We start from the raw sequence: 17,092 nt of genomic DNA, 5'->3' as shown, positions 1-17,092 counted from the left end.
GGAGTCGGCCCTCGCGAGCCAGACTCTGCTCCTCACCGACCTGATGTGACCGCCGAACGTAGGATGGCACCATCACTGAGCGGGAAGGTGGGTCATGAGGGCTGTCGTCATCGGGAGCGGGGACATCGGGACCGCGGTCAAGCAGGTGCTGGTGGAGCACGGGCACGAGGTCGTGACCGTGGGGCGGCAGTCCGGGGACCTGCAGGCGGACATCGGGGATGTCGAGAGCCTGCGGCGGTTGTTCGCGGAGATCGGGACGTTCGACGCGGTGGCCAACGCGGCCGGGCACGTCCGTTCGGGCCCCGTCGCGGAGGCCACCGATGAGCAGTGGGCCGACTCGATCGCGTCCAAGGGCATGGGGCAGATCAACGTCGTCCGGGCCGCGCTGCCGCACATCGCCGACAACGGCTCGTTCACGCTGGTCTCCGGCGTGCTCGCGGACGAGTTCACGCACGGCTCGTCGATCAGCGCCACGGTGAACCACATGGTGCAGGGGTTCGTCCTTGCCGCAGCGGGTGAGCTGCCGCGCGGGATCCGGATCAACTGTGTCAGCCCCACGGTTCTCACCGAGTCGGAGCACTACTACCCGTACTTCCCCGGTTTCGTCCCGGTCCCGGGCGCGGAGGTCGGCATGGCCTACCTCCGCGCGATGTCCACCCCGATGACCGGCCGGATCATCAAGCTGCACAAGATGACCAGCTAGATCCGCGTGACCGTCCAGTGCTGGCTCTGCGAACCGGAGCCGGGTTGCTGAACGATCGGGGCGCTGTCGGCGGTGGAGTCGCCGGAGACGGTGAGCAGCTTGTCGCTGTGCACGCTCACGATCTTGACGTAGCCGGAGCCGGCGTCGACGAGCCGCCACTGCTGGTTGGCGCCGTTGGTGGCCGTCCACTGGATGATCCGGGCACCGTCCGCTGTGGACGCTCCCTCGACGTCGGCCAGCAGGCCGGAGGCGAGGTTGGTGATGGTGCCCTGGGCGGACATCACCCACTGCTGGTTCGCGCCACCGTGCTGGGTGTACTGGATCAGCTGGGTGCCGGGCGTGGTTGAGCTGCCGGGGACGTCGAGGGCCTTGCCGCTGCGGCGGTTGGTGAGCAGGAAGCTGTTGCTGAGGGTGGCGCGCAAAGGGATCGGCTGGGGCCGCACCTGGTGCATGTCCAGGACCACGATCTCGTTGGCACCGGCCCGAAGCCACTGCGCGGGGCAGAACAGGTTCTGCTGCGGCCCGATCCGCCAGTACCGGCCCAGGTTGTTCCCGTTGACCCACACCATGCCCTGGGTCCAGCCGGACATGTCCAGGTACGTATCGCCCACAGTGGACAGAGTCAGCGAGGCCTTGAAGAACAGTCCCGGCCGCGCGGGCGCGCTGATCACCGGCTTGAGCCCGGCCACATAAGCCGGGTCCACCGGTAGGACATAGGTTTGCCAGCCGGTGAGAACCGTGCCGGACAACGAGACCTGACGGGTGATGCCCTTGCGGTCGACCAGCCCGTGCCCGAAGTTGATCCGCCCCATGCCCTGGACGAGAATGTCCAAAGCCGACCCGGCGGGTACCGGGAGCGAGTCACCGGTGGTCACCTTCAACGGCCCGGAGTAACTCGAAGGCACGGCCGTGCGCGAGATCCCACCCTGATAGACCCCGTCGACGAACACGGTCGCGTAGTCGTGCGCTGAGGTCACGGTCAAAGTCCCAGCGCCGACGCCGGTCTTGCGGTACAGCATGAACCCGCTGTTCTGCCCGTAGGCTTCCATCGGCTTGGGCGCGGAAGCCTGTTGCGGCGCAGGCAGGTTGTCCCACAGCGAAGCAAAGGCGACCGGAGTCGGCCCAGGCTCCGAAGTGATCGTGGGCTGCGGGGCGGGAACGTCAGGCAGAGGCCCGACATAGCCGTTGAGCAGGTTCCGGTACGAGGTGTACAAAGTGGTCGGCCGGCCTTGTTCGGTGATCGGGGCGCCGTAGTCGTAGCTGGTCACGTCGGGCTGGTAGTTGCTGCCGTCGTCGCTGGCGTTCGCCCCGGCCCAGTAGCCGAAGTTCGTTCCGCCGTGCACCACGTAGATGTTGAACGACAGCTTGCCGTCCATCAGCCCTCGCAGGGTCCCGGTGATGTCCGACGGCGAGGCCATCGCCCGTTCACCCCAGTGCGTCAGCCAGCCGGGGTACAGCTCGCCGGACATCGCGGGCACGGCGGGGAAAGACTTGCGGCACTGGGCGATCTGACCGGCGTCCCCGCCCGACAGACCGATGGCACCGCCGGGTACCACCGTCCGGTTCGCCTGCACCTGGCCCAACCCGTCCTGGGTGTAGAACGGCCCAGTGATCCCGGCGTCCAGCCACATCTGCCGGACCTGCCCCAGATACCCCGTGTCGTTGCCGAACGAGCCGTACTCGTTCTCGATCTGGACCATCAGGATCGGCCCGCCGCCGGCCGCCATCAACGGTTTCACCACGGGCGCGATCGTGCTCACGTACCGCCGCACCGCGGTCATGTAGTGCGAGTCGGCCGAAGTGCGCAGCGACACCGGGTCGTTGGCGAGCAGCCACGCCGGCAACCCGCCCAGGTCCCACTCCGCGCAGACGTACGGACCCGGCCGCAGCAGCACCCACATGCCCTCGTCCTGGCAGATCCGGATGAACGAGGCGAAGTCACGGCGGTCGGTGGTCAGGTCGAACGCGCCGGGCCGTTCCTCCAGGTAGTTCCACATCAGGTAGATCGCGATCGTGTTCAGGCCCATCGCCTTGGCCATCCGCACCCGGTGCCGCCAGTGGCCCACCGGGATCCGGGCCGGGTGCATCTCACCGCTGCGGATCTGGAACGGCTGCCCGTCGAGCAGGAACGCCGACCCGTCCGCGGCGAACGTGAACGCGTGCCCGGCCGCCCAGGCGTTGTCGCCGGTGGCGAGCATCACACTCAACGGGGTCAGCACACTGGCCGCAAGGAAACCTCGTCGTTTCATCTGCTGCGCTCCTCCAGCTCGGCGACGACCGATTCTGTGCGCGAAGTTGCTCGATAGTCAACAGGAACAATCAACAGTGAGCACGCGAACGCACGGGACTGTTCGGTTTTGTTCGACTCACCGATGGGCGCGTTGCAAGAATTCCGCAAGGGATCACCGGTTATCATGCCGCCGGTGGGGTGACCCGGTTACTGCGTTTGGGGGCATGAATGTTGCGTCTTTGTGTGGCGATCGTGGCTGTGGCGGGGGTGATCGCAGGGTGCGGCGGCGGCAAAGACCAGGCACAGCCTGGGCAACCGCAGCCGAGCGACGCGCCCAGCACGCCCACGAGCACGAAGCCGCAGAAGAAGAGCTTCGACCCGCCGAGGTCGTTCGGCAGCGGCGCCAAGACGGTCCTCGAGACCAAGGACATCGGCGGTGGTCAGGCGCCGGTGGTGGCCACGCTGGCCGACGGCGTCGTCTACTCGAACGGGCAGACGGGCGGGAAGGCCATCGACGCCCTGACCGGCGAGCAGCTGTGGACGGTCAAGCCGTCGCTGGAGGCGATGACCTACCGGGGCGAGTCCCACCCGCCGGTGGCCGCCATGGACACCGTCTACTTCGGATTCCCCGTCCGGGTGCCGGGCAAGGGAACCACTCCCGCCCACCCCGCCGCCGAGGTCGTCGCGGTGGACAAGGAGTCCGGGAAGGACCGTTGGCGCACCACCATCGACGTGGAGACCAGCGACCCGGGAAACGTCACTGACGGCGTGGTCACCCTCGTGGGCGTGGACGACCAGTCCGTCGTGCTCACGTGGTACAGCCAGAACTTCAGCGTGGGCAACACGTACGTCGTGGACAGTGGCAGCCACCAGGTGCGCTGGAAGAAGGACCAGTACCTCGCGGGCGATGTGGCCAGTGGCATCGTGCTGGGCAACGCGGGCAAGCCGTCCATCGCCGAGGAGCGGACCCTGCAGGCGCTGTCGGTCACCGACGGCACGGAGAAGTGGGCGACCAAGCTCGGGCAGTACGCGGCCGGGATCCAGCCGCTGTCGCCCAAGCTGGTCGCGGTGGACAAGGGTTACACCAGCAAGGCCGACCAGACGTTCGAGATCGAGGACCTGACCACCGGCAAGGCCCTCTACTCGCAGCAGATCGACAACGACTTCAGCTCGCACACCACCGTCGAGTGCTTCTGGGACCAGGCCGATGCGATCGTGTGCAGCGTGGGTTCCAAGGTCCTCGGGTTCGACGTGAACAACGTCGGCCCGAAGCCGCAGTGGGAGATCGCCAAGGACAGCTCGCGGACCCCGCCCAGCGTGACCGCGGCCTACCACGGGCTGGTCTACGGCGAGACGCAGAACGGCCCGCTGACGCTGGACGCGAAGACCGGCAAGGACTCCCCGGACGACCCGATCATCGCGCCGATCCTGGTGGACAAGTACGTCGGCATCACCATCAAGGGCGACACCCACGTGGCCACGAAGTGATGGCGTGGGCGCCGGTCGTAAGGCCGGCGCCCGTCACGCCAGGGCGAACTTGACCGCCGCCGCCAACCCCAGAGTGCCGATCGTGTACCGCAGGGGTGCGGCCGGGATGCGGCGGGACAACCGGGCGCCGATCGGCCCGGCGACCGCCGTGGACAGCCCGAAAACGATGGTCACCGGCCAGTTCACCGGTGCGATGAAACAGAACAACAGCCCGGCCACGCCGTTGGCCAACGCCTGCAACACCGTCTTGACCGCGTTGTGCTGGTGCGTGGTCCCCGGCGTGAACAAGCTCAGCAGGGCGAAGAAGATCACGCCGACACCCGTGCCGAAGTAGCCGCCGTACACCGACGCCACGAAGATCACCAGGGTCAACGGTCCATTGTGGACTTCGGTCGACCTGAGCTTGCGGTTCACCACCGGTTGCAGCAACACCAGCAGGGCACCGAGGCCGAGCAGGCCGGGCACAATGACCGTGAAGATCCGTTCCGGCAGCACGAAAAGCAGCGCCCCGCCGAGGATCGAGCCGAGCGCCGCGGGCAGGACCACCCGGCGCAGCACGGGTTTGCGGGTCCGCAGCTCCTGGCGGAACCCGAACGACGCGGAGATGTTGCCGGGCACGACGGCGATGCTGTTGCTGACGTTGGCCTGCAACGGGGTCAGGCCGAGCGAGATCAGCACCGGGAAGGTCAGCAGGGCACCGGCCCCGGCGATGGCGTTGATCATCCCGGCGGCCAGCCCCATTGCCGCCACAACGAGAAGGTCCACGTTCTTACCCTGATCGAGCAGCGGTCATGCGTCCAATGACAGTTGGCGATGAGATCGATGCGTGGTAGGCATAGGTGTGGAGATCGCCCAGCTCAGGTGGTTCGTCAAGGTCGCGGAGGGGCACACGGTGACCGCGGCGGCCGAGGCGTTGCATGTGTCACAGCCCGCGCTGTCCCGTGGTCTCGCGCGGCTGGAGCAGGAGTTCGGCGCGCCGCTGTTCGACCGGGTCGGCCGGGTGCTGCGGCTCAACACCAACGGCGCGACCCTGCTCGACGCCGCCCGCAAGGCGCTCACCGCGCTGGACGGCGCCGCCCGCACGATCGGCGCCGCCGCCGACCCGACGACCGGCACGGTTCGCCTCGCGTTCCTCAACACCCTGGGCACCGAGTTCGTACCCGCGTTGCTCAGCGGGTTCCGTTCGCGTTACCCCGACGTGGAGTTCGTGCTGCGCCAGGGCGGAACCTCGCGCAACGAACGGGAACTGCTCGACGGCGAGCTGGACATGGTGCTGGCCGCCGGTCCGCCAGACCGCGATGACATCGAGTGGCATGCGCTCGTCGACGAGCCGCTGGCGTTGGTCGTGCCGGCCGGGCACCGGCTGGCGAAACGGCGCTCGGTCCGCCTCGAGGAGGTCAGGGACGAGCCGTTCGTGACGTTCTCGCACGGGTTCGGGCTGCGGCCGATCACCGAACGGCTGTGCGCCGAGGCCGGGTTCAGCCCCACGATCGCGTTCGAGGGCGAGGACCCCAACACACTGCGCGGCCTGGTCGGCGCCGGCTCCGGCGTCGGCCTGCTCGCGCCCGCACCGGCCCCACTGCCCTACATCGTCGAGATCCCCGTGTCGCAACCGCGCTGCGCCAGGACCATCGGCGTGGCCTGGTGCCCGGACCACTACCGGCCCGCGGTCGTGGAGACCTTCCGCCAGTACCTGATCAGCGAATCCCGGCCACCCCGCTCGTGGTCACGCTTTTAGCGCGAAAGCCTGGTCGGCCTGTGCCTCGGTGAGCCCGAAGTCGGCCAGGGAGTACTTGTGCGCCCGGCGTTTGTCGCCTGAGCTGTGGATCGCGGTCATGGCGGCGCGGGTCGGGTCGGTCAGCGTCAGCCCGAAGTGCCGGTAGATGTCCTCGACCGTGCCCAGTGGGTCGGCGACGAAATCCCCGTACTCGACGTCGTAGAACTGCGCGGGGTCGTGCTTGGCTCGGTCCGCGTTGAACTTCTCCAGTCCGCGTGCCCACAGCTCCAGTTGTGTCCGGCCGATCACCTCACCCTTGAACACGGTCGACCAGCCCGCGGCGGCCTGCTCGGCGAGGCTGCACATGGACGCGATGATCGTGCTCGGCGCCCGGTGCGTCTGGATCACCAGGGCGTCCGGGTACGCGGTCATCAAGGCGTCCAAGGCGAACAGGTGCGACGGGTTCTTCAGCACCCATCGGCGAGAAGCATCCTGCTGGCCGATCAGCTGCAGGTTGCGGCGGTGCCGTTGGTAGGCCGGGGTCCAGTCCCGCTCCGCGAGCCACGATGAATATGTTGGCACGTAAGCAAGACACTCGAACGACAAGGACATCATCGACTGCCGCAGCAGCCGCCAGCACTCCTCCGCGATGTCGGCGGCGATGTAGTGCAGGCCCATGAACTCCGGGTTCTCCACGTGATGCTGCTCGTACCCGGCCTGGATCCGTTGGAACACCGGGTTGTCCGCCCAGGTCTCCCGCGGCGGCCGGGGCTGGGGGAAGTCCGTCAGCCACAGTTCCAGACCCTGGTGCGCGGGATCCTCGGTGAGCAACCGGTGCAACGCGGTCGTCCCGGTCCGGGGCAGGCCGGTCACGAAGATCGGCCGTTCGATCGGGATGTCCCGCATCGAGGAGAACCCGGCCTCGCTCAACGCCCGCGCGACCAGGGCACCGCGCAGCCCGGCCCGCATCACCCGTTCCCCCAACGGAGTCAGCGAGGACTCGCGCTGGTACGACTCCAGCAGCACGGACAGACCCTCGAGGTAGTCCTCCGCGCCGAAGTCGGTCAGGCCCGTGATCTTGGTGGCCGAGGCGTGCAGTGACTCGACCGTGCCCACACCGTCCACAGCAGACTCCCTCAGTGGTGGTACTCGCCGCCGTTGACGTCCAGGCACTGCCCGGTGATCGCACGGGCCAGGCTGGACGCCAGGAACACGATGGCGTCGGCGACCTCGTCCGGCTCGGGCAGCTTGCGCAGGTCGATGTTGCGCGCCTGCTTCTCGTAGATCTGCTCCGGCGTGACGCCCCGCTGCTTGGCCAGCATGTTGAAGTAGTACTTGACGTTGTCCCCCCAGATGTAGCCGGGCGCGACGGTGTTCACCCGTACGCCATCCGGCCCCAGCTCGGTCGCGAGGCTCTGTGCCATCGCGAGAAGCGCCGCCTTGGCCATCTTGTACGGGCCGAACGTGCGCTGGGAATGCCGCAGCACCATGGAACTGACCATCACCACGCAACCGCGGTTCTCGATCAGCGACGGCTTGAACAGCCGGGTCAGGTGCAGCGCCGAGAGGACGTTGGTCTCGAAGCCGCGCCGGATGCCGTCCGGGTCCACTGTGGTCAGATCTTCCAGCGGTGGGGTGGCGAAAGCGTTGTTCACCAACGTGTCCACTTTGCCGAACGCGTCCAAGGCGGTGGTCGTCAACCGCTCACAGTCCTCGGGCTTGCTGATGTCGGTAGGCACGGTCACCGCACGGCGACCAAGATCCGTGACCTCCTTGGCCACCTCGGTCAGCCGCGACTCGGTCCGCGAGGCCAGCACGATGTCCGCGCCCTGCCGCGCGCACTGCACCGCGATCGACCGGCCCAGCCCCGGGCCGACCCCGGAGACGACGACAACCTTGTCCCGCAGCAGCATCAGCCCACCATCCTGGTTGCGACCGCGGCCTGGCGCGCGGCGATCCGTGCGGCCCACTCCTGGGGCGTGATCCGGGCCTCCGAGTGGAACGGCAGCCGGCGGTCCAGCTCGTCCACTGCCACCACCTCCACCTCGGGGCCGTCGGCCGGTCCGAGGTCGCGGGACAACCGCTGCCAGCGAATCTGCAGGTACCCGCGGGCGTGCCCGGTGCGCTCGATCCAGTTGGCGAGGCCCGGGTCGCGTTCGCTGACCACGTACCGGATCCGGCCGTCCGGATCGGGCCGGGCCTGCGCGGCGGTCAGGCTGGTCTGGTGGTTGATGTAGTCCAGCGACACGTACCACATGCTGCCCAGCTGGAACCCGTGGTAGGGCGCATCGGACACCGGCACCGAGATGATCATGGCCTGGTCGTCGTCCAGGTCGTAGTGACCGACGGAGGAGTACTGGGTGGCCAGGCCGCCGGGCGTGAGCCGCGGCTCGGTCATCGTGTTCACCGGCAGCTTGAGGTAGAACCACTCCGGGAACGCCAGGAACGTCTTGATCCGGTTGACCAGGATCTTGCCCGCGACCCCGAACCGCCGCTCCAGCGAGTCCTGGCGCAGCGGCGGCGGCGCGGTGCCGGCGGTGTCGTCGCGGTGGATCCGGATCATGCCGCGCTGTTCGCCGGTCCAGTCGCTGTAGACCTCGCGCACGATCAACATCGCCGAGCCGGGGCCGAGGGTGAAGTAGTTCGGCCCGGCGGGTCCCGGGCCGAACCGGATCTCGAAGCTCCCGTCCGGCGCGATGTCGAACGCGCGGTCGTCGAACGCGGTGAGGCTGTCCGGCACCTCCACCGGGGAGTAGTCGCCGTTGAGGACCTGGAAGCTCAGGTCCGCGGTAGTGCCCCGGCGCCCGGTGACCACGTACTCGGCGTCCTCGCGGATGTAGGCGTGGAAGTAGAGCGTGTCCGGGTTGTCCAGGGCCATCTTGGTGTACGGGCCGGTGGACTGGGTGAAGTACGGGTAGTCGCGCTGGTAGGCCCACGCCATCTGCAGCGAGGCGCGGATGCTGCCGGCGAGATAGTCCAGTCCCTCCACCAGATCCTGGTCGGTCCGGACGTGCGGGGCGTCCCGGATGACCTTCTCGGCCTCGGCGATGGCGGCGGCGAAAGACTCAGTCGACACCCGGTCACAGTAGAACGTGTTCTAGCCGGTGGTCAATTGCAGGCTCGGCAGGTCGTCCAGCGAGTGCGTCATCTCGAACGTCCGCACGTACTGGATGTGCGCGATCCGCCAGCCCGCCCCGGGATCGCGGACGTAGCGCTCCTCGTAGTAGGCCGCGCCCTTGATCACCAGCCGGTGGTCCTTGACGATCACCGTGTCCTCGAACGCCCAGGTCCCGGCCGCGGTGTCGCCGTCGACATCGATCTCCGGCTGACCCGCGAAGTGGAACGTGGTGATGTTCGTTCCGCCAAGCGCGTCGCGCATGAACTTCAGGATGGTGTCGCGGCCTTCCAGCTTCAGCGGCTTGCCCATGGCCGGCGTGCCGTAGTCGGCGACGGCGTCCGGGGTGAGCACGCTTTCCAGCTCGGCCCAGTTCTTCTGGTCGACCGCGCGCAGGTAGCGGTACTTGACCCGGCGGATGTCCTCAATGGCGAGCAGCTCCGAGATGTCCATCGTGCCAGCTTGACGCGCCGGTTGACCGCGCGCAAGAACCTGTTCTACTTTCGCCTCGTGGCCACCACGTACGAACTCACCCACCTGCGCGCCCTCGAGGCGGAGTCGGTGCACGTGCTGCGCGAGGTCGCGGCCACCTTCTCCCGGCCGGTGCTGCTGTTCTCCGGCGGCAAGGACTCGGTCGTGCTGCTGCACCTGGCGGCCAAGGCGTTCTGGCCGGCGCCGGTGCCGTTCCCGGTGATGCACGTCGACACCGGGCACAACTTCGACGAGGTGATCGAGTTCCGCGACCGGGCCGTGCGGCGCCACCAGGTCCGGCTCGTGGTCGCCAGCGTCCAGGACGACATCGACGCCGGCCGGGTGGCCGACGAGCCTAGCCGCAACCGCTTGCAGACCACCACGTTGCTGCGCGGGATCACCGAGAACGGCTTCGACGCGGTGTTCGGCGGCGCGCGGCGGGACGAGGAGAAGGCCCGCGCCAAGGAGCGCGTGTTCAGCTTCCGCGACGAGTACGGCCAGTGGGACCCGCGCAACCAGCGTCCCGAGCTGTGGTCGCTCTACAACGGAAGGCACCGCAAGGGCGAGCACATCCGCGTCTTCCCCCTGTCGAACTGGACGGAACTGGACATCTGGCAGTACATCCTGGACGAACGGATCGAACTGCCCTCGATTTACTACGCACACCGCAGAATGGTGTTCCAGCACGACGGCATGCTGTTGGCGCACACCAGGTTCCTGGAACCCGCCGAAGAGCCCTACGAGGCGCTCGTGCGGTTCCGCACGGTCGGCGACGCGACCTGCACCGGTTGCGTGGAGTCCGCCGCGGAGACGCCGGAGGCGGTGGTCGCCGAGATCGCGGTGACCCGGGTGACCGAGCGCGGCGCGACCCGGGCCGACGACCGGATCTCCGAGGCGGGCATGGAAGACCGGAAGAAGGAAGGCTACTTCTGATGTCGCAGCTGCTTCGACTCGCCACGGCAGGCAGCGTCGACGACGGGAAGTCAACCCTCATCGGCCGGCTCCTGTTCGACTCCAAGACGGTCTTCGAGGACCAGCTCGCCGCGATCGAGCGCACCAGCCGGGATCGCGGTGAGGCGCAACCGAACCTGGCGCTGCTGACCGACGGCCTGCGGGCCGAACGCGAGCAGGGCATCACGATCGACGTGGCCTACCGCTACTTCGCCACGCCCAAACGGAAGTTCGTCATCGCGGACACGCCGGGGCACATCCAGTACACGCGCAACATGGTCACCGGAGCGTCCACAGCGGACCTCGCGCTCATACTCGTGGACGCCCGCAAAGGCCTGCTGGAGCAGTCGCGGCGGCACGCGTTCATCGCCAGCCTGCTCGGCATTCCGCACATTGTCCTGTGCGTCAACAAGATGGACCTGGTCGGCTGGTCGCGCGAGCGGTTCGCCGAGATCCGCGAGGAGTTCCGCCGGTTCGCGATGAAGCTGGACGTGCCGGACCTGACGTTCATCCCGATGTCCGCGTTGCACGGCGACAACATCGTGCACCGCAGCACGTCGATGCCTTGGTACGAGGGCACTTCCCTGCTGCACCACCTGGAGGAGGTGCACGTCAGCTCGGACCGCAACCTGATCGACGCCCGGTTCCCGGTCCAGTACGTGGTGCGCGGCAACGACCACCGCAGCTACGCGGGCACGGTCGCGGGCGGGATCTTCAAGCCCGGCGACGAGATCCTGGTGCTGCCCAGCGGGTTCACCTCGACGGTCAAGGCGATCTGGGGTCCTGGCGGCGAACGAGTCGCCGAGGCGTTCCCGCCCCAGGCGGTCACCTTGCAGCTCACCGACGAGCTCGACATCGGCCGCGGCGACGTGATCTGCCGTCCCGGCAACCGGCCGCACAGCGGGCAGGACGTCGACGCGATGGTGTGCTGGCTGACCGAACGCGCCGAGCTGACCCCGGACGCCCGCTACACCATCCTGCACACCACCCGGGCCACCAAGGCGCAGGTGAAGAAGCTCGACTACCGGCTGGACGTCGACACCCTGCACCGGGTCGAGGGCGCGCAGTCGTTGCGGCTCAACGAGATCGGCCGGATCACCCTGCGCACCCAGCAGCCGCTGCTGTTCGACGCCTACCGCCGCAACCGCACCACCGGCAGCTTCGTGCTCGTCGATGAGACGACGAACAACACCGTCGCCGCCGGGATGATCACCGGCCCGAGCCAGCCCGTGGTCTGGCATTCCACCGCCGTCCGCCGTGAGGAACGCGGCATGCGTGGTGCGACGGTCTGGCTGACAGGTCTTTCGGCATCCGGGAAATCCACTGTGGCCGTTGAGGTCGAGCGCCGGCTGGTGGCGTCCGGCCGGCCCGCGTACCTGCTCGACGGCGACAACCTCCGGCACGGCCTGAACGCCGATCTCGGCTTCAGCGCCGAGGACCGGGCCGAGAACGTCCGCCGGGTCGGTGAGGTGGCGAAGCTGTTCGCGGACGCGGGCGTGATCGCCGTGGTGTCGTTGATCAGTCCGTACCGCGAGGACCGCGACCAGGTGCGCGCCGCCCACGAACAATTGGGCCTGTCGTTCTTGGAGGTCTTCGTGGACACTCCCCTGGAGACCTGCGAACAGCGCGACCCCAAAGGGATGTACGCCAAGGCGCGGGCCGGTGAGATCCGCGGGTTCACCGGCGTCGACGACCCGTACGAGCCGCCGGTGTCCGCGGAACTGGTGCTGCGGCCGTCAGACGGTGACCCGGCGGCGATGGCCAACGCCGTGCTGGGCTTGTTGGCGTTCTGATAGGCCAACACGGTCGAACAGCGGCTGCCCCGGATGGAGCAATAGCGGGCTCCGCACGCCCGTGCCCGTACACACGTATGTCGCAACCACTTGATGCGGTCGGGTGAACGCCGATCACACTTACCCACCGTCAGTTCGTTTTTCCTGTCCTCACAGCGGAAAAACGCACGTCACCGCATGACTGTTTTCCACTGCCCGGGGCACGCTTTTGGGTGACTGTCCCGCACCATGGCCGGTGCTAGCCTCCGTTGAGGCACCTGACGAACTTCGATCATCCGGCAGCATCGCGAACATTTCGACCGGCACCGACATTCACCCGGCACGGCGGCGCCGGAGAATCTCCCGAACCAAAATGCGGTACCCCCATGTCTTTTCACCCACTCGATACGAATAGGAATGGCGGCGCGTTGTGACCGACACGGTGGAGTCGAATCCCGGTGTTGAGAACCCCCAGCAGAGTCTCGCCACCGCGGCCGCGCGGAACCTGGCGACGACCACCAAATCCGTCCCGCAGATGCAGGGCATCACCTCCCGGTGGTTGCTGCGGGTGCTGCCCTGGGTGCAGGCGCAGGGCGGCGTGTACCGGGTCAACCGGCGGCTGAGCTACTCGGTCGGCGACGGCCGGATCGCGGCGACCAACGTCGGCGCGAACGTCCAGTTGGTCGCCCCTGACCTGGTGGAACTGCCGGTGCTGCGCGGGTTCGACGACGAGGACCTTGACGTGCTGAGCGCGCTGGCCGACCGGTTCGAGCAGCGCGAGTACGCCCCCGGCGACGTGATCGCGGAGTTCGGCCACCAGGCCGACGCGGTGTATGTGCTGGCGCACGGCAAGGTCAACAAGCTCGGCACCGGCGAGTACGGCGACCAGACCGTGCTCGGCACCCTGGTCGACGGCGACTTCTTCGGTGACGACGCGCTCGTGCAGGATCAGAGCATCTTCGAGTGGACCGCGAAAGCCGTCACCCCGTCGACAATTCTCACATTGTCCAGGCGCGCGTTCCAGGAACTGCTCGACCAGTCCGACGAATTGCGCGCACATGTCGAGTCCTACCTCGCCAACCCGGTCAAACCGCAGAACGCGCACGGTGAGGCGGCGATCGATGTGGCGTCCGGTCACGATGGTGAACCGGATCTGCCGGGCACGTTCGTGGACTACGAGTTGCGGCCCAGAGAATACGAGCTGAGCGTCGCGCAAACGGTGCTGCGGGTGCACACCAGGGTGGCCGACCTCTACAACCAGCCGATGAACCAGACGGAGCAACAGCTGCGGCTGACCATCGAGGCCCTGCGCGAGCGCCAGGAACACGAGATCGTCAACAACCGCGAGTTCGGCCTGCTGTGCAACGCGGATCTCAAGCAGCGCATCCCGACCCGCTCCGGCCCGCCGACGCCGGACGACATGGACGAGTTGCTGGCAACGGTGTGGAAGGACCCGACCTGCATCGTCGCGCACCCGCGCGCGATCGCCGCGTTCGGCCAGGAGTGCAACAAGCGCGGCATCTACCCGGCCAGCGTCGACATCAACGGCCACCAGGTGCCGTCCTGGCGCGGCCTGCCGATCCTGCCGTGCAACAAGATCCCGGTCACCAAGACGCGTACCACGCAGATCATGGCGATGCGGGTCGGCGAGCAGAACCAGGGCGTGATCGGCCTGCACCAGACCGGCCTGCCGGACGAGTACCAGCCGGGCCTGTCGGTGCGGTTCATGAACATCAACGAGAAGGCGATCATCTCCTACCTGGTCAGCGCGTACTACTCGGCCGCCATCCTGGTGCCGGACGCGTTGGGCGTGCTGGAGAACGTCGAGCTCGGCCGCACCGATGACTGACGTGGCAAGCACGACCGGCATGGGCGGGTAGCTCCCGCCATGCCGCCGCTGAACCCGTTCGTCCACAATGGACATGGCCGATGCCACGGCATGTCCGGCATGGCCGGCATGGTCTCCCGTGCTCCCGCCTGCCGGCCCGCCGCCCGGGCCCACCGTGGTGCCCCCACCGGCCGACCGGGGACGAGCGGGCGCTGGCCGATGCCGGGCCTCCCACCGCGCCCGCCATGCCGGGGTGGGGCCCGCTGCCAAGCATCGGCCAGCGTCACAGATCGAGTGCTCGCACGATTACCGGGCCGGCAAAAGTTCAATAGTTCAACTAGGAATAGGCGGTTCGCAACGTGACACAGGTCGAGAACAGGCAGTCGCAGCTGAGCCTCGGCACCGCCGCGGCCCGCAACCTCGCGACGACGACCAAGTCCGTGCCGCAGATGCAAAGCATCACCCCACGGTGGCTGCTCCGCGTGCTGCCCTGGGTGCAGGCCGAAGGCGCCGTCTACCGGGTCAACCGCAGGCTGACCTACACCGTGGGCGACGGCCGGGTGAGCTTCGCCAACGTCGGCGCCGCCATTCAGGTCGTGCCGCCGGAGCTGCGGGAACTGGCGCTGCTGCGGGACTTCGATGACGACGGCGCGCTGGAGGCACTGGCCGGCCGGTTCGAGCAGCAGGAGTACGAGCCCGGCGATGTGATCGTCCGGATAGGACAGCCTGCCGACCGGCTTTTCCTGGTCGCGCACGGGAAGGTGAACAAGACCGGGATCGGCGAGTTCGGCGGGTCGACCACACTGGGGACGCTGGCCGACGGTGAGCAGTTCGGTGAGCAGGCGCTGTTCGGCGAGGCCCGGTCCTGGGACTTCGCCATCAAGGCGCTCACCCGGTGCACCGTGCTCTCGTTGCCACGACAGGCTTTCGACCAGGTCGCCGACCAGACCGGGACGCTGCGGGCGCACGTGAACAACGTGCTGGCCAACCCGGAGAAGCCGAGCAACCACAAGGGTGAGGCCGAGATCGAGCTGGCCTCCGGACTGGACGGCGAGTACGTGCTGCCCGGCACGTTCGTGGACTACGAGCTCACGCCGCGCGAGTACGAACTCAGTGTGGCGCAGACGGTCCTGCGCGTGCACACGCGTGTCGCCGATCTCTACAACAACCCGATGAACCAGACCGACCAGCAGCTGCGGCTGACCGTCGAGGCCCTGCGCGAACGCCAGGAGTGGGACATGGTCAACAACCGCGGCTTCGGCCTGCTGCACAACGCCGACCTCAAGCAGCGCATCCACACCCGCACCGGCCCGCCCACCCCGGACGACATGGACGAGCTGATCAGCCGCCGCCGCAAGACCAAGTTCATCCTGGCCCACCCGCGCGCGATCGCCGCGTTCGGCCGGGAGTGCAACAAGCGCGGCATCTACCCCAACCAGACCACAGTGGACGGTCAGCGGGCGCAGGCCTGGCGCAACATCCCGATCCTGCCGTGCGACAAGATCCCGGTCACCGAGCACGGCACCACGTCGATCATCGCGATGCGGGTCGGCGAGGACGCCCAGGGCGTGATCGGCCTGCACCACACCGGCCTGCCGGACGAGTACGAGCCCGGCCTGAACGTGCGGTTCATGGGCATCAACGAGAAGGCCGTGCTGTCCTACCAGGTCAGCGCCTACTACTCGGTCGCCGTCCTGGTCCCGGACGCGCTGGGCGTCCTGGAGAGCGTCGAGCTCGGACGCTGAACAGTGACACTCAACGACGCGTCGACCCGTGAGCTGGCCACAGAGCCACCGGCGGAGGGCCGCAGGCCGCGTGAGGTCCTCGCCTGGAGCAGGACCCTGGTGGATCCGGCGCTGCGGGCCGCGGTGGACTCGCTGTCCGGGACGATGCGCCTGGTCGCCGGGTACCACTTCGGCTGGTGGGACGAGCACGGGCAGCCCGCGTCCGCCGACAGCGGCAAGGCGTTACGCCCCACGTTCACCCTGCTCGCGGCCGAGGCGGTTGGCGGTGCCGCCTCGGCCGCACTCCCGGCGGCGGTCGCCGTCGAGCTGGCGCACAACTTCTCCCTGCTGCACGACGACGTGATGGACGGCGACGTCACCCGGCGGCACCGGCCGACCGCGTGGACCGTGTTCGGCCGCAATGCCGCCATCCTGGCCGGGGACGCGTTGATCGTGCTGGCTTTCGAGGTTCTGGCCGCCTCCGGTCACCCGGACGCCCAGGCGGGCATGCGGATGCTCGCCGCGGCCGTCCAGTCGCTTGTGGACGGTCAGAGCCAGGACGTGGAGTTCGAGGAACGCGCCACCGTGGACCTGGCCGAGTGCCTGGGCATGGCCCGGCGCAAGACCGCGGCGCTGATCAGCTGCTCGACCGGGATCGGCGCGCTGTTCGGCGGCGGGCGCTCGGCCCAGGTGGACCACCTGCAGGCGTTCGGCGACGAGCTCGGCCTGGCGTTCCAGCTGGTCGACGACCTGCTGGGGATCTGGGGCGACCCGGCGGTGACCGGCAAACCCGTGTACTCGGACCTGCACAACCGCAAGAAGTCCCTGCCCGTGGTGCTCGCGCTGACCTCGCCGACCGCGGCGGGCCGGCAGCTGTTCGAGCTCTACCAGGCCCAGCGCTCGCTGACCGGGCCGGAGGTCGAACGCGCGGCCGAACTGGTCGAGCTGGCCGGCGGCCGGGCGTGGAGCCAGGAGCAGGCCGACGAACGGCTGGGCCGTGCGGTGCGACGGCTGCGGGCCGCGGACCCGGACGCCCGCGCGGCCGCGGAGCTGGCCGGGCTGGCGCGGCTGGCGACCCGGCGCGATCGATAGG

14 protein-coding genes are annotated in these 17,092 nt (G+C 68.3%); 8 read left to right on the top strand and 6 right to left on the bottom strand.

Features of this window, described 5'->3' with window-relative positions:
- Positions 1-94: 94 nt before the first annotated feature.
- Entirely contained in the window at positions 95-703 is a 609-nt protein-coding gene (locus AB0J95_RS32840) for a short chain dehydrogenase (RefSeq protein WP_364766612.1), read from the top strand.
- Here the strand turns inward: AB0J95_RS32840 and AB0J95_RS32835 are convergent.
- Positions 700-2,952, bottom strand: a complete 2,253-nt coding sequence (locus tag AB0J95_RS32835; RefSeq protein ID WP_364766609.1) for a beta-galactosidase — start codon at positions 2,950-2,952, stop codon at positions 700-702. The two genes, AB0J95_RS32840 and AB0J95_RS32835, sit on opposite strands and share 4 nt — an antisense overlap.
- Before the next feature lie 224 nt (positions 2,953-3,176).
- Between AB0J95_RS32835 and AB0J95_RS32830 the strand changes: the two genes are divergently transcribed.
- Entirely contained in the window at positions 3,177-4,421 is a 1,245-nt protein-coding gene (locus AB0J95_RS32830) for a PQQ-binding-like beta-propeller repeat protein (protein ID WP_364766606.1), read from the top strand.
- Positions 4,422-4,454: 33 nt separating this feature from the next.
- On the opposite strand, the gene AB0J95_RS32825 is transcribed toward AB0J95_RS32830, so the two are convergent.
- Positions 4,455-5,186 carry a sulfite exporter TauE/SafE family protein gene (locus tag AB0J95_RS32825; protein WP_364766603.1) on the bottom strand — a complete coding sequence of 244 codons (732 nt, stop codon included), beginning with the start codon at positions 5,184-5,186 and terminating at the stop codon, positions 4,455-4,457.
- Between the two features lie 61 nt (positions 5,187-5,247).
- On the opposite strand from AB0J95_RS32825, the gene AB0J95_RS32820 reads away from it, so the two are divergent.
- The gene (locus AB0J95_RS32820) at positions 5,248-6,159 is read left to right on the top strand and encodes a LysR family transcriptional regulator (protein ID WP_364766600.1); all 912 of its coding nucleotides are present in this window, start codon (positions 5,248-5,250) and stop codon (positions 6,157-6,159) included.
- On the opposite strand, the gene AB0J95_RS32815 is transcribed toward AB0J95_RS32820, so the two are convergent.
- Genes AB0J95_RS32815 through AB0J95_RS32800 form a run of 4 tightly spaced genes read right to left on the bottom strand, consistent with a single transcriptional unit; the run spans position 6,148 to position 9,706 of the window.
- Entirely contained in the window at positions 6,148-7,263 is a 1,116-nt protein-coding gene (locus tag AB0J95_RS32815; protein ID WP_364766597.1) for a sulfotransferase, read from the bottom strand. The genes AB0J95_RS32820 and AB0J95_RS32815 overlap by 12 nt on opposite strands.
- A gap of 11 nt (positions 7,264-7,274) precedes the next feature.
- Positions 7,275-8,051 (bottom strand): SDR family oxidoreductase, encoded by a 777-nt coding sequence (locus AB0J95_RS32810; RefSeq protein WP_364766594.1) that lies wholly within the window; start codon positions 8,049-8,051, stop codon positions 7,275-7,277.
- The gene (locus AB0J95_RS32805) at positions 8,051-9,214 is read right to left on the bottom strand and encodes a hypothetical protein (RefSeq protein ID WP_364766591.1); all 1,164 of its coding nucleotides are present in this window, start codon (positions 9,212-9,214) and stop codon (positions 8,051-8,053) included. The genes AB0J95_RS32810 and AB0J95_RS32805 overlap by 1 nt, the downstream gene beginning before the upstream one ends.
- 21 nt (positions 9,215-9,235) lie before the next feature.
- Entirely contained in the window at positions 9,236-9,706 is a 471-nt protein-coding gene (locus tag AB0J95_RS32800) for a nuclear transport factor 2 family protein (protein WP_364766588.1), read from the bottom strand.
- Between the two features lie 21 nt (positions 9,707-9,727).
- Here AB0J95_RS32800 and cysD point away from each other — a divergent pair, with 21 nt between their 5' ends.
- From cysD to AB0J95_RS32775, 5 genes are all read left to right on the top strand, one after another.
- Entirely contained in the window at positions 9,728-10,657 is a 930-nt protein-coding gene (gene cysD, locus AB0J95_RS32795) for a sulfate adenylyltransferase subunit CysD (protein ID WP_364767013.1), read from the top strand.
- Positions 10,657-12,468, top strand: coding sequence for an adenylyl-sulfate kinase (gene cysC, locus AB0J95_RS32790; protein ID WP_364766585.1), 1,812 nt, complete (start codon positions 10,657-10,659; stop codon positions 12,466-12,468). The genes cysD and cysC overlap by 1 nt, the downstream gene beginning before the upstream one ends.
- A gap of 409 nt (positions 12,469-12,877) precedes the next feature.
- Entirely contained in the window at positions 12,878-14,296 is a 1,419-nt protein-coding gene (locus tag AB0J95_RS32785) for a family 2B encapsulin nanocompartment shell protein (protein ID WP_364766582.1), read from the top strand.
- A 338-nt stretch (positions 14,297-14,634) separates the two neighbouring features.
- Positions 14,635-16,020: a family 2B encapsulin nanocompartment shell protein gene (locus tag AB0J95_RS32780; protein ID WP_364766579.1), complete on the top strand. Its 1,386-nt coding sequence runs from the start codon at positions 14,635-14,637 to the stop codon at positions 16,018-16,020.
- A 33-nt stretch (positions 16,021-16,053) separates the two neighbouring features.
- Positions 16,054-17,091 (top strand): family 2 encapsulin nanocompartment cargo protein polyprenyl transferase, encoded by a 1,038-nt coding sequence (locus AB0J95_RS32775; RefSeq protein ID WP_364767010.1) that lies wholly within the window; start codon positions 16,054-16,056, stop codon positions 17,089-17,091.
- Position 17,092: the final 1 nt, after the last annotated feature.

Origin of the sequence: Actinocrispum sp. NPDC049592, assembly GCF_040675465.1 — a bacterium.
Taxonomy (GTDB): domain Bacteria; phylum Actinomycetota; class Actinomycetes; order Mycobacteriales; family Pseudonocardiaceae; genus Kibdelosporangium.
Note: the sequence above shows the minus strand (reverse complement) of the source record. Positions and strands in the feature narration are given on the sequence as shown.